Annotated in this window: 18 protein-coding genes; 16 read left to right on the forward strand and 2 right to left on the reverse strand. The window is 61.5% G+C overall.

Annotated elements, in window-relative coordinates; genetic code table 11:
* The first annotated feature begins 27 nt into the window (after positions 1 to 27).
* The 12 genes from F3089_RS03505 (at position 28) to prpD (ending at position 12,253) form a co-directional block, all read left to right on the forward strand.
* Complete coding sequence (locus F3089_RS03505) at positions 28 to 2,094, forward strand: ComEC/Rec2 family competence protein (protein ID WP_192497260.1); 2,067 nt, start codon at positions 28 to 30, stop codon at positions 2,092 to 2,094.
* A gap of 36 nt (positions 2,095 to 2,130) precedes the next feature.
* Entirely contained in the window at positions 2,131 to 2,766 is a 636-nt protein-coding gene (locus tag F3089_RS03510; RefSeq protein ID WP_151439462.1) for a MotA/TolQ/ExbB proton channel family protein, read from the forward strand.
* Positions 2,763 to 3,191 (forward strand): ExbD/TolR family protein, encoded by a 429-nt coding sequence (locus F3089_RS03515; protein ID WP_151439463.1) that lies wholly within the window; start codon positions 2,763 to 2,765, stop codon positions 3,189 to 3,191. Before F3089_RS03510 ends, F3089_RS03515 begins: the two co-directional genes overlap by 4 nt.
* Entirely contained in the window at positions 3,181 to 4,941 is a 1,761-nt protein-coding gene (gene msbA, locus F3089_RS03520; RefSeq protein WP_151439464.1) for a lipid A export permease/ATP-binding protein MsbA, read from the forward strand. The genes F3089_RS03515 and msbA overlap by 11 nt, the downstream gene beginning before the upstream one ends.
* 80 nt (positions 4,942 to 5,021) lie before the next feature.
* Positions 5,022 to 5,984 (forward strand): tetraacyldisaccharide 4'-kinase, encoded by a 963-nt coding sequence (lpxK, locus tag F3089_RS03525; protein WP_286202758.1) that lies wholly within the window; start codon positions 5,022 to 5,024, stop codon positions 5,982 to 5,984.
* A complete protein-coding gene (locus F3089_RS03530) occupies positions 5,977 to 6,168 on the forward strand; it encodes a Trm112 family protein (RefSeq protein ID WP_151439466.1) in 192 nt (63 codons plus the stop codon). Before lpxK ends, F3089_RS03530 begins: the two co-directional genes overlap by 8 nt.
* 11 nt (positions 6,169 to 6,179) lie before the next feature.
* A complete protein-coding gene (gene kdsB / locus F3089_RS03535; RefSeq protein ID WP_151439467.1) occupies positions 6,180 to 6,962 on the forward strand; it encodes a 3-deoxy-manno-octulosonate cytidylyltransferase in 783 nt (260 codons plus the stop codon).
* 6 nt (positions 6,963 to 6,968) lie between these two features.
* Complete coding sequence (locus F3089_RS03540; protein WP_151439468.1) at positions 6,969 to 7,454, forward strand: low molecular weight protein-tyrosine-phosphatase; 486 nt, start codon at positions 6,969 to 6,971, stop codon at positions 7,452 to 7,454.
* Positions 7,451 to 8,488, forward strand: a complete 1,038-nt coding sequence (murB, locus tag F3089_RS03545) for a UDP-N-acetylmuramate dehydrogenase (protein ID WP_151439469.1) — start codon at positions 7,451 to 7,453, stop codon at positions 8,486 to 8,488. Before F3089_RS03540 ends, murB begins: the two co-directional genes overlap by 4 nt.
* 78 nt (positions 8,489 to 8,566) lie before the next feature.
* Positions 8,567 to 9,448, forward strand: a complete 882-nt coding sequence (gene prpB / locus F3089_RS03550; protein ID WP_151439470.1) for a methylisocitrate lyase — start codon at positions 8,567 to 8,569, stop codon at positions 9,446 to 9,448.
* A gap of 37 nt (positions 9,449 to 9,485) precedes the next feature.
* On the forward strand, positions 9,486 to 10,610 hold the full coding sequence (gene prpC, locus F3089_RS03555) for a bifunctional 2-methylcitrate synthase/citrate synthase (RefSeq protein ID WP_151439471.1): 1,125 nt from the start codon (positions 9,486 to 9,488) through the stop codon (positions 10,608 to 10,610).
* Positions 10,611 to 10,765: 155 nt separating this feature from the next.
* On the forward strand, positions 10,766 to 12,253 hold the full coding sequence (gene prpD / locus F3089_RS03560; RefSeq protein ID WP_151439472.1) for a 2-methylcitrate dehydratase: 1,488 nt from the start codon (positions 10,766 to 10,768) through the stop codon (positions 12,251 to 12,253).
* A gap of 89 nt (positions 12,254 to 12,342) precedes the next feature.
* On the opposite strand, the gene F3089_RS16025 is transcribed toward prpD, so the two are convergent.
* Both F3089_RS16025 and tviB read right to left on the reverse strand, forming a co-directional pair.
* A complete protein-coding gene (locus F3089_RS16025; RefSeq protein ID WP_225741661.1) occupies positions 12,343 to 13,068 on the reverse strand; it encodes a PEP-CTERM sorting domain-containing protein in 726 nt (241 codons plus the stop codon).
* 164 nt (positions 13,069 to 13,232) lie between these two features.
* Positions 13,233 to 14,513, reverse strand: coding sequence for a Vi polysaccharide biosynthesis UDP-N-acetylglucosamine C-6 dehydrogenase TviB (gene tviB, locus F3089_RS03570; RefSeq protein WP_151439473.1), 1,281 nt, complete (start codon positions 14,511 to 14,513; stop codon positions 13,233 to 13,235).
* Positions 14,514 to 14,729: 216 nt separating this feature from the next.
* Between tviB and F3089_RS03575 the strand changes: the two genes are divergently transcribed.
* The 4 genes from F3089_RS03575 (at position 14,730) to msrB (ending at position 18,595) form a co-directional block, all read left to right on the forward strand.
* Complete coding sequence (locus F3089_RS03575) at positions 14,730 to 16,298, forward strand: TIGR03013 family XrtA/PEP-CTERM system glycosyltransferase (protein ID WP_151439474.1); 1,569 nt, start codon at positions 14,730 to 14,732, stop codon at positions 16,296 to 16,298.
* 82 nt (positions 16,299 to 16,380) lie between these two features.
* On the forward strand, positions 16,381 to 17,289 hold the full coding sequence (locus F3089_RS03580) for a glycosyltransferase family 2 protein (protein WP_192497261.1): 909 nt from the start codon (positions 16,381 to 16,383) through the stop codon (positions 17,287 to 17,289).
* A 45-nt stretch (positions 17,290 to 17,334) separates the two neighbouring features.
* Positions 17,335 to 17,622: an archaeosortase/exosortase family protein gene (locus F3089_RS03585; RefSeq protein ID WP_192497262.1), complete on the forward strand. Its 288-nt coding sequence runs from the start codon at positions 17,335 to 17,337 to the stop codon at positions 17,620 to 17,622.
* A 433-nt stretch (positions 17,623 to 18,055) separates the two neighbouring features.
* Positions 18,056 to 18,595, forward strand: a complete 540-nt coding sequence (gene msrB, locus F3089_RS03590; protein ID WP_151439477.1) for a peptide-methionine (R)-S-oxide reductase MsrB — start codon at positions 18,056 to 18,058, stop codon at positions 18,593 to 18,595.
* Position 18,596 lies beyond the last annotated feature (1 nt).

An 18,596-nucleotide genomic window follows, 5' to 3' on the forward strand; every position in this document is an offset into this window, starting at 1 on the left:
AAACACGGTATGACAGGGAAGGGTGCTATGCGCGCAGGGATGCTGGCGCTGACAGTTGTGCTTATCCTACTGGAATGGCCGGGGGTACAGCCACCCACAGAGCCAAAGGCATGGACGGAGCCGGTTACTGTTAAGGGCTATGTCTGTGACCCCGCCCGGCCCACCAGCGGCGGTCACCTGGCTTTTGTGGTCTGTACCAGCGGAGGGGATGGACACCTGCCTGCCCGGATCAGGGCCACGCTGGACGGCGAGGCTTCCCGCCACCGGATCAGTGGCGGCGTGGTGCTTGAAGCTCGCCTGAATCCGCCGCGTGCCCCGCTCAACGCCGGCGGTGGCGGATTTGAGCAGTGGCTCTGGCGCGAGCGCATCGGCGCCATTGCCAGGGTCCGCAGCATGGAGCCCGCCCCGGAATTCTGTGGCCTCGCCTGCCACTACCATGCAGCCCGCATTGGGCTGATCCACCGCCTCAATCGTCACGGACAGCGCCTTCGCAATCCTGAGCTGGTGGAGGCGCTGCTCTTTGGCAGCCGCGCGGGCCTCAAGCAAGAGCACTGGGGTCGGCTTGATGCCACGGGGACCCAGCATCTGGTGGCCATTTCCGGCCTGCACGTGGGACTGGTGGCCGCCATTGCCGGCGCGGTCCTGGGGGCGCCCATTACCCGCGCGGCCCACAGGCGACCTGCCATGGGTCGGATGATCGCTTTTGTCCTGGTCGGGCTGGTGGCGACGGGATACGCGCTGCTTGCTGGATTGACCGTGCCGACCCAGCGCGCGCTGGTGATGGTGGCCGTGGCGGGCTGGATGCTCGCCTCCGGACGCCAATGGCGGCTCTGGGACGGCTGGCTGATGGCCCTGATGATGGTGGTGGTGCTGGAGCCACGGGCCCTGTGGGGGCCGGGTTTCTGGCTGTCCTTCGGCGCCGTGGCCTGCCTCATACTGGGGCTGGGCGCCCGCCTCCGTTCCCCCGGTGCCGTGAGTGGTCTGGTGCTGGCCCAGTTTGCCGTGGTGGCCGGTCTAGCACCGCTGTTGCTGTGGCATGGAATGGCCCCGTCCGGCGTTGCCTTTGCTGTGAATCTGGTTGCCATTCCCTGGCTTTCCGTTGTGGTGATGCCGGTGATTCTGGTTGCCGCACCCTTATTGCTGCTCCATCCAGCGTCCGCCAGTTGGGTCCTTCCTGGGGTGGATATGGCGGTCACCGTGCTCTGGTCATTCCTGGGCTGGGCCCAGCAGTGGGCTTTTGAACTGCCCGTGCCCGCCCCCGGCACCGCATTGGTGGGTGCTGCTCTTGTCCTGTGTGCGATGTTGCCGGTTGGCTGGCCCTACCGCCTGCTTGCCGGCGCTGTGCTGGGCCTGGTTCCCCTGGCTGGGCATCAGCCGGTGGCACCCGTTGGGAGTGCCCATGAGGTGAGGGTGGCGGATGGCGTGGGTGGGCCGGTGGTTGTGATCCGGGATGGGGCGTGGACGGTGCTGTTTGATGGGCGTGAGCCCGGTTCGCGGACCCGGGCGATTACCCGTGACCGAATAGGTGCCTGGCTGGATACGCTGGGGATCAGCGTGATCGATCAACTGGTGCTGGGGGATCCGGATATGGACCCGCAGCAATACTGGGTGTCCCCCAGGCTTCCGGATGTCCGCCGTGTTATTCAAGCGCCCGCATGTACGCTGGAGCAACACACCGGCAGGGGGCGTATTACCCTGAGTGGGATGGCTGCGGGCGGACAGTGCAGTCTGCTGCTGCGCAGCGGAGAACGCACGGCGTTGCTTGCCGGGCCCGTGGACCGTCGTGGGGAGAGGCGTATTCTCAGGGAACTCGGCAAGGGCCGGGAGGTCGATCTGCTTATGGCGCCACGGGGTGGTCAGGGGCGGTCCTCGCAACTCGGCTTCATTGAGGCGTTGTCGCCGTCGGTTTCGGTGCTGGCACCGCCCGATTGGTATCAGGGAGAGGCCGGGGCGCCGGCCCTTGAGCGATATGAGAACGCGGCGACGCGGGTGCTGTTCACTCCGCGCACCGGGGAACTACGATTGCTGCCGGAAGAGGGCGGGTGGCGCGTGGACCCCGCGCGGGATTGTGGCCAGAAGGTGCGCCTGTGCTAAAGTGTCGGCGCTTGTTCAACAGCATGGAGAAGGCGTGTGCTCGAGCTTCTGAGGCCCGGCGGATTCATCATGATTCCGCTGCTGATCTGTTCCATCCTGGCGCTGGCCATCATCATTGAGCGGTTCTATGCGCTTCGGATCAGTCGTGTGGCGCCGGCGGCGACCACCAATGAGCTCTGGCGGCTGATCAAGAAAAAGGAGCTGAACTCACGCCGCCTCAAGGCGATCCAGGAATCCTCGCCCATTGGCCGGATCATGGCGGCCGGGCTCAGTAACGCCAAGCATGGCCGTGACATCATGAAGGAGAGCATCGAACACGAAGCCTCCCAGGTGGTGCATGAGCTTGAGCGCTTCCTCAACCCGCTGGGAACGATCGCGGTCATCACGCCGCTGCTGGGTCTCCTGGGTACGGTCATCGGTATGATCAAGGTGTTCTCCCAGATCCAGCTGGCTGGCGTGGGTGACCCCGGCGTTCTGGCGGGCGGCATTTCCGAGGCCCTGATCACGACTGCGTCGGGCCTGACCGTGGCCATCCCGGCTCTTGTCTTCCACCGCTTCTTCATCCGTCGTGTGGACGAGATGGTCGTGAATATGGAACAGGAAGCCATCAAGCTGGTGGAAGTGGTCCACGGTGACCGTGACATCATTGTCGACGAGGGCGGTGAGCAGTGAAGTTCCGGCGTCAGTCGCAACAGGAGGTTTCGGTTAACCTCACGCCACTGATCGACGTGGTGTTCCTGCTGCTGATCTTCTTCATGGTCTCGACCACCTTCACGCGTGAGACTGAACTCCAGATCGACCTGCCCGAGGCCGAGGGAACCGAGGCGGAGCAGGAAAACAAGCGCATTGAAGTGGAGATCAGTGCCGATGGTGTCTATTCCATCAACGGCGAACGCCTTGAGGGCGTTGAACGCCAGGCTCTGAATGAACGCATCCAGAGCGTGGCCGAAGGCAATACCGAGCTTCCGTTCATCATTACCGCCGACGCCGATGCCCGCCACGAGCTGGTGGTACGTGCAATGGACGTGGCTGGCAGCCTCGGCTTTACCGGCCTGAGCATCAGCACCCAGAACAGCCCCGACGCCAATGGCGAATGATTCCGATATCTCAGACCTGACCAACTGGCAGGTCTATAAACGACTCCTGCGGTACGCGATCCCGTTCTGGGTGGCGTTTGCCGTCGCGACCCTGGGCAATGCGGTGTATGCCGGTGCCTCCACGGCCATGGCCTGGTCCATGGAGTTCGTGATCGAGGCGCTGCAGAACCCCACGCCCGAAAACCGGCGCTTCCTGCCGATGCTGATCATCGGTGTGTTCACGATCCGCGGCGTCGGTTTCTTCCTGAGCAAGTACTACATGAACTATGTCGGGCGTAACATCGTCAATGTGATGCGCGTGCAGGTGTTCGACCATCTCATGCGGGTGCCCTCAAGGTTCTACGACCAGACATCCTCAGGGCACCTGGTCTCCAAGATCACCTTCAACATCGAGCAGGTGACGGACGCCGCCACCGAGGCCGTGACCATCATCCTGCGAGAGGGGCTGACCGTGGTCGGCCTGCTCGGGTTCATGTTCTACACCAACTGGAAGCTGACCTTACTGTTCCTGGCGGTGGGGCCGATCATCGGCTGGATCATCAGCTATGTGAGCCGTCGTTTCCGTCGTATCAGCCGCCGTATCCAGTACTCCATGGGGGATGTGACCCATGTCTCATCGGAGGCCATCACCGGCTACCGGGTGGTGCGCACCTTCGGGGGCGCAGAGCGTGAATCCGGGCGTTTCCGCAAGGTCAGCTGGGACAACCTGCGCCAGAGCCTGAAAATGGCCAAGACTCAGGCCATCAGTACCCCTGTGGTCCAGGTCCTGGTCTCGCTGGCCATCGGCTTCCTGATCTGGGTGGCCCTGTCTCCGGAATTCCGGGACGCCATGACCACAGGCCAGTTCGTTGCCTTCATCACCGCCGCCTCCACCATGGCCAAGCCCGTGCGCCAGCTGACTTCGGTCCACGCCAAGATCCAGAAGGGGATCGCGGCGTCCCAGAGTATTTTCGAAAGCATCGACTATCCCGAGGAAGAAGATACCGGGACCCGGGATCCGGGCCGCGTGGATGGCCGCATCGATTTCCAGGATCTGTGGTTCCATTACCAGGAGCAGTACGAATACGTGCTCAAGGGCATCAACCTGAACGTGGCGTCCGGGGAGACCCTGGCGCTGGTGGGGCGCTCCGGCAGCGGCAAGTCCACCCTGGTGAGCCTGATCCCGAGGTTCTACGAACTGACGGATGGGGATATCCGGATCGACGATGTCTCCGTAAGGGACTTCAAGCTCGAAGCACTGCGGCGCCAGATCGCGCTGGTGACCCAGAGCGTGGTCCTGTTTAACGACACCGTGGCCAATAACATCGCCTATGGCGAAATGAGCGGCGCCAGCCGGGAGGTCGTGCGGGAGGCGGCACGCAAGGCCCATGCGCTGTCGTTCATCGAGGATCTGCCCCAGGGTTTTGACACCATGGTCGGGGATAATGGTGTGCTGCTGTCCGGTGGTCAGCGCCAACGCCTGGCGATCGCCCGGGCCCTCATCAAGGATGCCCCGATCCTGATCCTGGACGAGGCCACCTCCGCGCTGGATACCGAGTCCGAGCGTCATATCCAGGAGGCGCTGGAAGAGGTCATGGCCGGGCGGACCACGCTGGTGATTGCCCACCGTCTTTCGACCATTGAATCCGCTGATCGAATCGCGGTCATGGATGGCGGGCGCCTTGTGGAGATCGGTAGCCACCGTGAGCTGATTGAGCATGACGGGGCCTACGCGGCGCTGCACCGCCTCCAGTTCTCAGACGACGCCTGAGCACAGGGCCGCGGACTATGGGGGATACGCTGGAACGCCTCTGGTATACGGATAGACGCCCCCTGGGATGGCTCGCACCGTTGGCGTGGCTTTACGGCTGGCTGGTGAATCGGCGCCGCAGGGCTTACCGGAATGGGCGGCGCCCCGTCCATCATTCCCCCTTGCCGGTATTGGTTGTTGGCAACATCACGGTTGGCGGTACCGGCAAATCCCCCTTCACGGCCTGGCTGGTAAGCCATCTGAAAGCGCAGGGGTGGCGACCGGTCATCCTCAGCCGGGGCTACGGCGCCAGGCCGGATCACTATCCCTGTGCCGTGGCCCCCGACTCGGACCCCGCGGCCTGTGGTGATGAGCCGGTGATGCTGGCGCAGCAGACCGGTGTGCCGGTTCTCGTGGATCCCAGACGCGCCCGCTCCGCGGCCTATGCGGAACATGACAAGCTGGGGGATGTGCTGGTCTGTGATGACGGCCTGCAGCACTATGCCCTGGCAAGGACCCTGGAGTTCTGCATTTTCGATGGCGCCCGGGGTGTCGGCAACGGGGCACTGATGCCGGTGGGCCCGCTGCGTGAACCGCTGGAGCGGGTACGATCGGTGGATTTCTGCCTGACCACGGGCCAACCGGAGCACGCTACGTTCCGGGGCGGGTTGCCGGGCGCTAAGCAGTGCTACGCAGTGACCCTGGTGCCAACCGTGCTGCGCAACCTGAGCAGCGGTGAGACCCGGGACCTGGAATGGCTCAGCGGGCGCGTGGTGAACGCGGTCGCTGGGATAGGGAACCCCGCGCGTTTCTTTGATACGCTTAACGACCTCGGTGCCCGGGTCATTCCCCATCCGTTCGACGACCACCATCGTTTCCGTTCGGATGATCTGGACTTTCCACATGGACCGGTCGTGATGACCGCCAAGGATGGCGTAAAATGCCACACAATCGCCAGGGACGATGTCTGGGTCCTGGACGTGATCGCCAGGCCGGACGCCGCACTGGTTACCGAACTGGATCAAAAGCTTGAACTGCCGGGGAAGGACAGAACCCATGGATAAACGCCAGATCGCACTGCTTGCCTGCCCCGTGTGCCACGGCAAGCTCATCTACGACGCCGAGGCGCAGGAACTCATCTGCCGCAATGATGCCATGGCGTTCCCCATCCGCGAGGGCATCCCCGTGATGCTGCCCGAGGAAGCCCGGTCCCTGACCACTGACGAACGGCTTACGCCGGTACGCTGAGCGGATTCCCCATGGCCTTCACTGTCGTCATCCCCGCCCGTTATGCCTCCAGCCGCCTGCCGGGCAAGCCCCTGGCGGACATCGGTGGCCGGCCCATGATCCAGCACGTCTGGGACCGGGCCGCGGAAAGCGGGGCGGGCAGGGTGATCATTGCTACCGACTCCGAGCGCATTGGTGAGGCAGTCCGGGGCTTTGGAGGCGAGGCCGTCATGACCCGGGATGATCATCCCTCGGGTACGGATCGCCTTCAGGAGGTGGCCACCACACTGGGGCTGGAGGACGATGCGATCGTCGTCAATGTCCAGGGGGATGAGCCGCTGCTGCCCGCCGGGCTGATCAACCAGGTGGCCGGGCTGCTCGAGGGCGCGCCGGATGCCGCCATCGCCACCCTCTGTGAGCCCATCAGGGACCCGGAGGAACTCTTCAATCCCAATGCCGTGAAAGTGGTCATGGATGAAGCCGGGCGGGCGCTCTATTTCTCCCGTGCGCCCATTCCCTGGGACCGGGAGACCTTCGAGGACCGGCGCCGGCTGGAACGGGTGCCGGAGACAGCCGGCTGGTACCGCCACATTGGCCTCTATGCCTACCGGGTCAGCCTGCTGCACCAGTTTGTGGGCTGGCAGCCGGCGCCGCTGGAACGCGCGGAATCCCTGGAGCAGCTGCGGGCGCTCTGGCACGGCGCGCGGATCCAGGTGGGCATTGCTGAACAGACCCCGCCGGCAGGGGTGGATACGGAAGTGGACCTGGAACGGGTCCGTGCACGCCTTGCCGGCCCATCACCCCATCAGGAGTGACGCACTATGACACAACCGGTCTCCATTCTGTTTGTGTGCCTCGGCAATATCTGCCGCTCACCCACGGCCCAGGGCGTGTTTGCAAAGCAGCTGCAGGATGCCGGGCTGCAGGACCGTATCCGGATCGATTCCGCGGGCACAGGGCACTGGCATGTGGGTAAATCGCCGGATCCCCGGGCCACCGACGCCGCCCGCCAGCGCGGCATTGACCTGACGGACCAGCGGGCGCGCCAGGTCTCGCTGGAGGATTTCTACACCTTTGACCACATCCTGGCGATGGACCTTGCCAACCACGGGGATCTGCGAGCCATGGCGCCGCCCAATGCGGATGCCTCTGTGGAACTGTTTCTCAGCTACGCCCGCCATGCGGATACGCAGGAGGTGCCGGATCCGTACTATGGCGGAGAGTCCGGCTTTGCGCGGGTTCTGGACCTGATCACGGATGCGGGCGAAGGTCTGCTTGCCGAGTTGCGTACGCGGCATGGCCTATGAACCAGGGGGTTCTTGAACAGGGGGTCGACCTGCAGCCGTGCAATAGCCTGCGGTTGCCGGGTCACGCCCAGTGGTTCGCCCACATCGTGAACCCGGAGGCGCTTCCAGAGCTGCTGGAATGGGCGGATGACCAGAAGCTGCCGGTTCAGGTCCTGGGCGGCGGCAGCAACGTGGTGCTGCGCTCGGATATCAATGGCCTGGTGCTGGGCATGGCCATCCATGAACGCCAGTGGCAGGTTCTTGATGATGACCGGGCCATCCTGAGTCTGGGAGCCGGGGAGAACTGGGATTCGGTGGTCCGTTACGCCGCCTCCATCGGGTATCGTGGGCTGGAGAATCTGGCCCTGATCCCGGGGACCGTGGGAGCGGCACCCATCCAGAACATCGGGGCCTATGGCCGGGAACTGAGCGATGTGCTCGAAAGCCTCGACGCCTGGGACCGGCAGGAAGGGCGCTTCCGGACCCTGGGACCGGAAGCGTGCGGCTTCGGCTACCGGGACAGCCTGTTCAAGCGTGACCCCGAACGCTTCATCATTGTGCGCGTACGGGTGCGCCTGTCGCGTTCGGCGCCTTTCCGATTGGATTACGGCGAGCTTGCGCGGGAAGTTGCGGATTATGACGACCCGCAACAGGAACTGACACCGGAGGCCATCGCCGACCTGGTCAGCCGTATCCGTCTGGCGAAACTGCCGGATCCTGCTGTACTGCCCAATGCCGGCAGCTTCTTCAAGAACCCAGTGGTGGATCAGACTACCGGCGATGCGCTGAGGCAACGGTTTCCGGAACTGGTGGCCCATCCGGATCCCGGCGGGGTCAAACTGGCGGCCGGATGGCTGATTGAGCAGTGCGGCTGGAAAGGGCACCGGGAGGCGCATGTCGGGGTGCATTCGAAACAGGCCCTGGTCCTGATCCATCACGGCAATGGGTCCGGGGCGGAACTGCTGGCGCTGGCCGAGCGCATCCGCGAGGATGTACGGGCCCGTTTTGGTGTGGCGCTGGAAATTGAGCCAAGGCTGATCGGCAACGCAGGGTGATTGACAGTTGTGCGCTGAGTCACGAGTATTCCGTGCTGACAGCCCCATTTATAGAGATCCGACACGACAGGTGCTCTCATGACAGATTCCCGTTCCCCCGGTAAGCGTTTCCGCGATGCGCTGACAGACCAGCCGCTCCAGATCGTCGGCACTATCAATGCCTATACCGCCATCATGGCCGAGAAGAGCGGCCACAGGGCGATCTATCTTTCCGGCGGTGGCGTCGCCAACGCCTCCTTCGGCCTGCCGGATCTGGGCATGACCACCATGAACGATGTGGTCGAGGATGCACGCCGGATCACCGCCGCATCGAACATCCCCCTGCTTGTGGATATCGACACGGGCTGGGGCGGGGCCCTCAACATCGCCCGTACCATCCGCGAGATGGAGCGCGCCGGGGTCGCCGCTGTGCACATTGAGGATCAGGTGGCCCAGAAGCGCTGCGGTCACCGGCCGAACAAGGAGATCGTCTCAAAGGACGAGATGGTTGACCGGGTAAAGGCCGCGGCCGATGCCCGGCAGGACCCGGATTTCTTCATCATTGCGCGCACTGACGCGTTCGCCCAGGAAGGTCGCGATGCCGCGATTGACCGCGCCCAGGCCTGCGTGGACGCCGGAGCGGACGCCATCTTCGCGGAAGCGGTGGCGGACCTGGAGGACTATCGGGCCTTTGTCGAGGAACTGGATGTGCCTGTTCTGGCCAACATCACCGAGTTCGGCAAGACGCCGCTGTTCAATCGGCAGGAACTGGCGGATGTGGGCGTAGGCATGGTGCTGTACCCGCTCAGTGCCTTCCGGGCCATGAACCAAGCCGCGCTCAACGTGTACCAGCACATTCTCAACGACGGCGACCAGAAGGCCGTTGTGGACCAGATGCAGACCCGTGACGAGCTCTATGACTTCCTCGACTATCACGAATTCGAGGCCAAGCTCGACGAACTTTTTGCGCAGAAAAACTAGCAGCAACAAAAAGCATGACAGGTGAGAGGAAAGAACCATGAGCGATAAACCACAAGGCGGCGCTGGCCTGCGTGGCCAGGTAGCAGGGGAGACCGCACTCTGCACCGTTGGCAAGACCGGGACCGGCCTTACGTACCGCGGCTACGACATCACCGATCTGGCCAACAATGCCCAGTTTGAGGAAGTGGCGCACCTTCTGATCCACGGCCACCTGCCCAACCAGCGGGAACTTGAAGCCTACAGAAAACGCCTGGCAGCCAAACGCCACCTGCCGGATGCCCTTAAAGAGGTGCTGGAGCGGATTCCAGCGGACGCCCACCCCATGGACGTGATGCGTACCGGCTGCTCCATGCTGGGCAACCTCGAGACCGAACAGAGCTTCGACGAGCAGGATGACCACATCGACCGCATGCTCGCGGCACTCCCGGCCGTCATCTGTTACTGGTACCGCTACAGCCACGACGGCGTGCGCATCGACACCGATCTGGACGACGACACCATCGGCTCCCACTTCCTGCACATGCTGCATGGTCGCAAGCCCAGCCAGCTGCACGCCGATGTCATGAACGTCTCGCTCATCCTTTACGCCGAGCACGAGTTCAACGCCTCCACCTTCACCGCAAGGGTGTGCGCCTCCACGCTTTCGGACATCCACTCCTGCGTCACCGGCGCCATCGGCAGCCTGCGCGGTCCGCTCCACGGCGGCGCCAACGAAGCCGCAATGGAAATGATCGAAGGCTTCAACGATCCGGACGACGCCGAGGAGAAACTCCTCGGGATGCTGGAGCGCAAGGACAAGATCATGGGCTTCGGCCACGCCGTGTACCGCGACGCCGACCCGCGTAACGCCATCATCAAGAAATGGTCCCACGCACTGGCCGAGGATTACGGCGACACCAGCCTCTACGACATCTCCGAGCGGTGCGAGGAGGTCATGTGGCGCGAGAAGAAACTGTTCCCGAATGCGGACTTCTTCCACGCCTCCGCGTACTTCTTCATGAACATCCCGACCAAGCTGTTCACGCCCATCTTCCTGATGTCGCGTGTTTCCGGCTGGACGGCCCACGTGAAGGAGCAGCGTGCCAACAACCGCATCATCCGCCCGAGCGCCGACTATACCGGCCCGGAGCACCAGGACTGGCTGCCGATCGACGAGCGCTGAAGCCCCCTGTAGGAGCGCGCATGCGCGCGATGCCGCCATGTCAGCGCCAGGCCGCCCTTGTCGCGGGCATGCCCGCTCCTACAAGTGCAGCGGTAGCGAGTAGGCTGGAGAATCAACAAGCTGGTTTTATCAGGAAAATCCATTAAGGAAACATCATGAGCGCCAACGTAGAATCCAACGTCCGCCCGGACTACGACGACATCATCCAGAAAATCGCGGACTACGTCCTCGACTACAACATCAAAAGCAAGGAAGCCCTGGACACCGCCCGTAACTGCCTGATGGACACCCTCGGCTGTGGTCTGCTGGCCCTGCGTTTCCCCGAGTGCACCAAGCACCTCGGCCCCATCGTTGAAGGCACCCAGGTTCCCAACGGCGCGCGCGTGCCCGGAACCCCCTTCCGCCTGGATCCGGTCAAGGCCGCCTGGGACATCGGCTGCATCATCCGCTGGCTCGACTATAACGACACCTGGCTGGCCGCTGAATGGGGTCACCCGTCAGACAACCTTGGCGGCATCCTCGCCATTGCCGATCACCTGTCACAGAAGCGTGTTTCTGAAGGCAAGGACCCGCTGACCATGCGCGACGTGATCGAGGGCATGATCATGGCCCACGAGATCCAGGGCGTGCTGGCACTGGAGAACTCGTTCAACCGCGTTGGCCTGGACCACGTGGTTCTGGTGAAGGTCGCCTCCACCGCGGTAACCGCCAAGCTCATGGGTTGCGGCCGCGAAGAAATCATGGCCGCGCTCTCCCACGCCTGGGTTGACGGCCAGTCCCTGCGCACCTACCGGCACGCGCCCAACGCGGGCTCCCGCAAGTCCTGGGCGGCGGGTGATGCCACCTCCCGCGCCGTGCGCCTGGCTGACATTGCCAAGCGTGGGGAAATGGGCATTCCGGGTGCCCTGAGCGCGCCGCAGTGGGGCTTCTATGACGTGCTGTTCAGCAAGACCAACCGTGACCAGCAGGTCAAACCGGAAGGGGAGCGCCAGTTCAAGCTGCCCCAGGATTTCGGCAGCTACGTGATGGAGAACGTCCTGTTCAAGATCTCCTTCCCGGCCGAATTCCACGCCCAGACCGCTGCCGAAGCCGCCGTAACACTGCATCCCCAGGTGAAGGACCGGCTGGACGAGATCGATAAGATCGTGATCACCACCCACGAATCCGCGATCCGCATCATCTCCAAGGAAGGCAACCTCGCCAACGCCGCCGACCGTGACCACTGCCTGCAGTACATGACCGCCGTGCCGCTGATCTTCGGCAACCTGACGGCTGAGCATTACGAGGACGACTTCCACGCCAACAACCCCATCATCGACGAGATCCGGGGCAAGATGGAGGTTCAGGAGGACGAGCGCTATACCCGCGAGTACCTGGAAGAGGACAAGCGTTCCATTGCCAACGCCATCCAGGTGTTCTTCAAGGACGGATCCAGCACCGAGAATGTGGCCGTTGAGTACCCGATCGGGCATCGCCGCCGCCGGAAAGACGGTATTCCGCTGCTGGAGCAGAAGTTCCGCAACAACCTGGCGACCCGCTTCACCCAGAAGCGCTCCGAGCAGATCTTCAGCCTGTGCAAGGATCAGAAGACGCTCGAGAATACCCCGGTCAACGAGTTCATGGACCTGTTTGAAGGGTGTTAAATGAACTGACGTTTATTTTCTGTTAAGTATCCAGAAAGAAAAACGGCACCCATAAGGGTGCCGTTCCAGTTCTAAGCCCTACAGGGCAATCAGGCACGGCGGCGGTAGCTGAAGCCAAGACCCGCCAGACCCAGGCCAAGCAGCGCAAGGGTGCCCGGCTCCGGCACACGGCCGACGGTGACGTCGTCGATGCCATAACCATCGTTCGGATCGTTGGAGTGGATCTCGAAGTTGTCGAGCCCCTCGCCATCATACAGTGAGATGTAGAACAGGCCGCCACTACCCAGGGATTTCCCGAAAACGTCGCTGAACGCGAAATCGAACCCATCGATGCTGAAGCGGCCGCCCGAGTCATTCGGGTCAGTCATGAAAAAACCGACCGCGTTGTTATCAGCATCCGGTGTGAACTTCACGCTCTGCGCATCCATGCTGTCCAGCCACTGGCTGGGGGACGTGGCAAACCGGCCGTTGAACGGTGTCTCATCAGCGTTAAGGACCGCAATGCCAGCACCACACTGGAAACCTTCATCATTACAGCTATCAGTCGGTGAATTAAAAGCCGGCTGAGTCACGTCAAAGGTCCCGACACTGGTGGCAAAGGACGTCATCTGATCGTTAAAGTCGGTGGCTACGTCGTAGCTTTCAAAATCCTCGGGCGGCGCATAGCCGGGTTGCAGCGTGCTGAGGAACGAGGCCTGGGCAGCATTGGCGTTGGCTGCGCCCTCACCGCTGATTTTCAATACAGGCGCTGCATTCGCTGTAGCTACCCCTACCGCCAGCAGACCGACGCTAAACAATTTTGTGTAGGTTTTCATCGCACTATGCTCCTTGCATATAAGGTGGAACGCATGAAAGCTTATGCAAGGAGCAGGCCATAAATTTATAGCCTTAAAATACAGTTAGTTATAAGTTGCTCGGGGGACCACTTGTCCTTTGCCTGTAAAGTAAACTGACACTCGCGAGAGCGACCACCGAGGCCTCACAGTCGTCCGTCGACAGCCTGCTTGGGCAGTGCGTACTTCACATCAAACAGTATGGAGCCGGCGGGCTTACCCAGGGCCCGCAGCTTCTCCGCACCGAGCGCCACAAAGTCCCGATGACCCACCGCGAGGATCATCGCGTCGTAATGCCCCTCGGCAGGGCTCTTAACCAGTTCGATGCCGTATTCCTCCCGGACTTCATCCGCGTCCGCCCAGGGGTCCCACACGTCAACGTTGGCATGGTAGTCCTGGAATTCGTGGACCAGGTCGATTGCCCGCGTGTTGCGGATGTCCGGGCAGTTCTCCTTAAACGTCAGCCCCATGATCAGGACGTTGGAGTCCACCACCTGGATGCGGCTCCGGGTCATCATCTTGATCACGCGTTCCGCGACCTCGGCGCCCATACGATCGTTCAGGCGCCGGCCGGAAAGGATCATCTCGGGGTGGTAGCCCACCGCCTGGGCCTTGTGGGTCAGGTAATAGGGATCCACACCGATGCAGTGGCCACCCACCAGCCCGGGGCGGAAGGGCAGGAAGTTCCACTTGGTCCCGGCGGCCTGCAGCACCTCCTCGGTATCGATCCCCAGGCGTTCAAAAATCAGGGACAGTTCGTTGACCAGGGCAATGTTCACGTCCCGCTGGGTGTTCTCAATGACCTTGGCGGCTTCCGCGACCCGGATTGAGCTGGCCAGATGGGTGCCCGCCGTAATAACAGAGGCGTACAGGTCATCGACAAAGCGCGCTGTTTCCGGCGTGGAGCCGGACGTCACCTTGAGAATGCTGGTGACCCTGTGTTCCTTGTCGCCCGGGTTGATCCGTTCCGGGCTGTAGCCGGCAAAGAAATCCTGGTTGAAAGTCAGGCCGGATTCGGCTTCCAGGATAGGAATGCAGATTTCCTCGGTAGCCCCGGGGTAGACCGTGGACTCGTAGACCACGGTGTCCCCGTTACTGAGCACCTGGGCGACAGATCGGGAAGCAGCCCTAAGAGGTCCGAAATCCGGCGTTTTGAAGGCGTCGATTGGTGTGGGGACGGTTACGATGTAGACGTTGCAGTCACGGATGCTTTCCAGTTCAGAGGAGAACCGGAGCCGCTCTGAGGCCGCCAGCTCATCGGGTTCCACCTCACGTGTGTCATCGAACCCATCCTGGAGCTGGCCAATTCTCTGGCTGTCGATGTCAAAACCGGTGGTGTGATAAAGCCTGCCGAATTCCACTGCCAGAGGCAGCCCTACGTAACCAAGCCCGATGATTCCGATCCGAACGTCCTGAACGGTTGCCATGTTGCTGCTATCCCTCGTTGATAAAGAGCGGATATTGTGCCTCATGGTGACTGGGTTGACGAGACAGTGAGAAAAACCTCAAAACCAGAAGCGTTACAAATTGAAATTGATTTAATCCAGTGTAGACTGGAGTCAGTTGAGCAGGGCTTCAGGCCCGGTGGCACAGGGTGTGCTGCCAGCTGTCCCGCTCTGTGACGGCGCAAGGAAGGAGATGCTGTGGCGCACGTCCGTCTGTTTCGACATTATCTTCATGTCCCATTTCTGATTCTGGGGCTGCTTGATTTTCTGGCCCTGGTGCTCGCGCTGTATCTGGCGGTGTTCTTCCGCTATTTCGGCGATCCCGCCATGCTGGCCGAGTACTGGACCTATGTCCTGCCTTCGGCCGTTGCCTTCGGGCTTGTAAACCTGGTTGTCATGGTCGCGCTGGCGGTTCACCAGGCAAAGCTCGAGGAGGGCCTCACCGGCATGATGCTCCGGACCATCATGACCCTGATCCTCAGCCTGCCACTTTCCTACGTCCTGGCGTTTCTGCTGCCGGACTACTTCTGGTATCTGGGAGGCGAAGGCGTCGTAACGTCCGCCTCTGTTTTCGGCTTTCTGATGCTGGGTATCGTCCGCAGTCTGTTCTTCCGCCTGATCGGTGCGAACCGTTTCCGCCGCCGGGTTCTGATGCTGGGGGCGGGGCGTCGGGCTTACCAGATGGAGCAGGAGCTGCAGTCCCCCATGAACCGCAAGGGGTTCGTGCTGGTTGGATTCCTGCCCGCGAATGAGGACTCAGTGCAGGTGGATGAGCAGCGCCTGTGCCATCAAAAGAAAGACGAGGATCTGCCTGGCCTGATTGACCGGCTGCGGATTGATGAGATCGTGATTGCGGTGGATGACCGGCGTCACGGCGGGCTCCCGATGGAGGGGCTGCTGGAGTGCCGCATGCGCGGTGTGAGGATCATTGAGGGCGCCAGCTTCTATGAGCGGGAGACCCGCAAGGTGGCGCTGGAGATGATCACCTCCGGCTGGCTGGTGTTCTCGGAAGGGTTCTCACTATCCGCCATTTCGCGATTGAGTAAACGGCTGATTGATCTCTCTGCCTCTCTGGTTCTGCTGGCCGTTACCTGGCCGCTCATGCTTCTGACCGTGATTGCGATCAAGGTTGAAGATGGCCTGAAAGCACCGGTGCTCTACAGCCAGGAGCGTGTTGGTCTGAACGGCCGGATCTTCCGGGTCCACAAATTCCGCTCCATGCGCACTGACGCGGAGAAGGGCGGTGCTGTCTGGGCCCAGAAGGACGATGATCGGATCACATGGGTTGGGCATGTCATCCGCAAGGTCCGTATCGACGAACTGCCGCAGATCTTCAATGTGCTCAAGGGCGAGATGGCCTTTGTTGGGCCGCGTCCGGAACGCCCTGTATTTGTTGATCAGCTTTCCGAAAGTATTCCGTTCTACAGTGAACGCCACCGGGTCAAGCCGGGGCTCACAGGCTGGGCTGTTCCCGAAATGCTGACTGCGTTTAACCAGAATGCGGCCGCCAAAGTCGGCGACCGGATAGGCACTCACCACACAGGGCTCTCTGGCCCTCTCGACATCAGTAACGTCACAAGATGGGACAAGGAATTATCGGCTGCCGATCAGGCTATTGCCTGGGAATATGCTGGCTCCCTTCTTGAAGAATTCGGATATCCCACCGGAATCAAGCGTCATTGGGCGAAATCCTACAGGAAGGTTTATCATCGTTTCAGTGAATCAATCCAATGGCGCTTAAAGCGGAATCAGGCGAGTGCCACTTAACGTATTCAGTACCTTTCTCTTCACCCCGTGAAAGCGACGATTCGCGTTTTATCTCGGTTGAATGTACTTAGCAGGGCACGCAATGGATCGTAGAGAGAAAGATGGCGTTCCGACCATAAGCCTCCTCCTGGTCACAGCCAACCGTGCGGCCTGGCTTGATGCCCTGATCAGCTGTATTCACGCCCAGACCATGGCTGATTGGGAAGTCATTGCAGTGGATTGTGCGTCCACGGATAACACGCTCGAGTGTCTTGAAACCTGGGCACAGGATGAAAACCGGGTCCGCGTTCTGTCCGCTGAAGAAACCGACCGCGCTATTGGCCGTCGTCTGGCCCTGCAGAAGGCCAGGGGAGACTACGTCGCCTGGTTGGACCCGCACACTTTATGGGGCACAGACTTCCTAGAAGAGATGCTGCACAGCGTGGAACAGGGCCCGGAGGGTACTGGTGCGGTCTACGCATTGAGCCAGGTGCTGAATGAGGAAGGGGCTGTTGTCAGGACTCTACCCGGGGCACTGAAATACCCGACCATCGTCCGTGAATTGTTTGCGGCGCCACAGTTCCCGCTTACAGCGCTCCTGGTTCGTCGCCGCGCTATCCGCGCCCTGGAAAAGACGGGCATGCGGTTTGTCCTGGGCAACGACCACGCGCTTCTTTTATGGCTGGCTCATCAGGTTTCATTTGAACCGGCCAGCGAGGAGATGGCGCCCGTTCAGATACGCTCAATTGACGGCGCATTACCGCTCAGTATTGATCCAATTTCTGAAGAACGAAGCGCGGCAATGACCTATGCGTTGGAGAATTTCCGGAGGGCTGTGCCTGCCCGTTTCGCGCGACACTGCCTTGCAGCCTTTTATTGCAGACGGGCCCAAGCCCTATCGGTCGGCGGCGAATCTGGCGAAGGCTTAGCTTCAGCCCTCCAGGCTCTTATGTACCGCCCTCTGTGGCCCCGCGCATGGAAACAGATTCTGTCTATTGCCGTGAAAGGGTAGTGGGCGCAGAATCCGGTTGATGATCACCCTTAGGACACAATGCACATGGAAGGTTCCACCCGTTCTGGCCGCCTGAATCGACTGGCCCCAGCGGCGATGCTGCTGGCTGTACTGGGCAGTACCGCTGACACCTGGTGGCTGACGCTGGACCGCTGGACGAAGCTCGACGAGTCCTACTCCCACGGTTTTCTTCTCCTGGTGGTTTCACTGGTCCTTTCCTGGCAGGTCTGGCGTCGTGAACGCCCGGTAACAGGCCTCCATTCACTCTGGCTTTTTCCGTTCGTTCTGGGACTCGCGGGGTACGCTGTCGGCGATCTGCTCGGGCCAGTGTGACCGCATCCTGTCCGAACTGGGCCGTACATTCAGCCAGATAGGTTCGTTGTTGAGGTGAGGGCCTGTTCAGGATGCGGGAAACGGCGCGGCTTGAGCTGCGACCATCCAAGCTTACATCGTAGGCGAAGCCGGGCTTGAGGGTGTCGTTACGGTAGAGCCCATTACAGTCACCGAACGAGGCGCGGATATCCGGGTCGGAGCCACACAGCTGTGTCGCGTTCTCGGCTTTGCGGGGGAAATAGAATTCCGGCATGCACTCTCTCCTTGTGTTTGGTCCTGCCTGCCCCGAAGCTTCAGATCCCTGAATTCCCTGTGGGGCGATTTTTGGATTATTCCATCACTGGTTGTCTGCTTCAAGATATCCGCATCCGTTCATCTCAAACCGCCCTCCAGGCGTAGAATAGGGAGAGGTATCCAGCGCGCGGAGGCGATCATGAAACGCAGGCACCTGCTCTCGTCATTACTGGCCGGTGGAACGCTGTCGCTCCTGCCATGTTCATGGGCGTTCGCCCGCGACATCCGGTACTTCCACGAGGTTTCCGTTGCGGATGCGGCGCTTCAGCCTCTGGAGCACAAGGGAGAATGGTGGCGTGGCAAGGTATCGAGCGACGCCTGGCAGATCCTTTTCAGGGAGGCAACGGAGCCGGCTGGCTCAAGCCCACTGAACGGGGAGAACCGCAACGGCACCTTCGTCTGCGCGGCCTGCCACCTGCCGCTGTTCAGCTCTGAGACCAAGTACGAATCCGGCACCGGCTGGCCGAGTTTCTGGGCAGCTCATGAGAAGCACATGGGCACGAAGACGGATTATAAGGCTTTCTGGCCACGGACCGAATATCATTGTATCCGTTGCGGCGGGCACCAGGGCCATATCTTCGATGATGGGCCTGAGCCGACGGGAAAACGCTGGTGCAACAACGGCCTGGCGCTGACATTTGTACCGGAAGATGAAACACTTCCGGCGTTGAGGGGGTAAG

This window comes from Halospina sp. K52047b (assembly GCF_008709855.1).
Taxonomy (GTDB): domain Bacteria; phylum Pseudomonadota; class Gammaproteobacteria; order Pseudomonadales; family Oleiphilaceae; genus Halospina; species Halospina utahensis_B.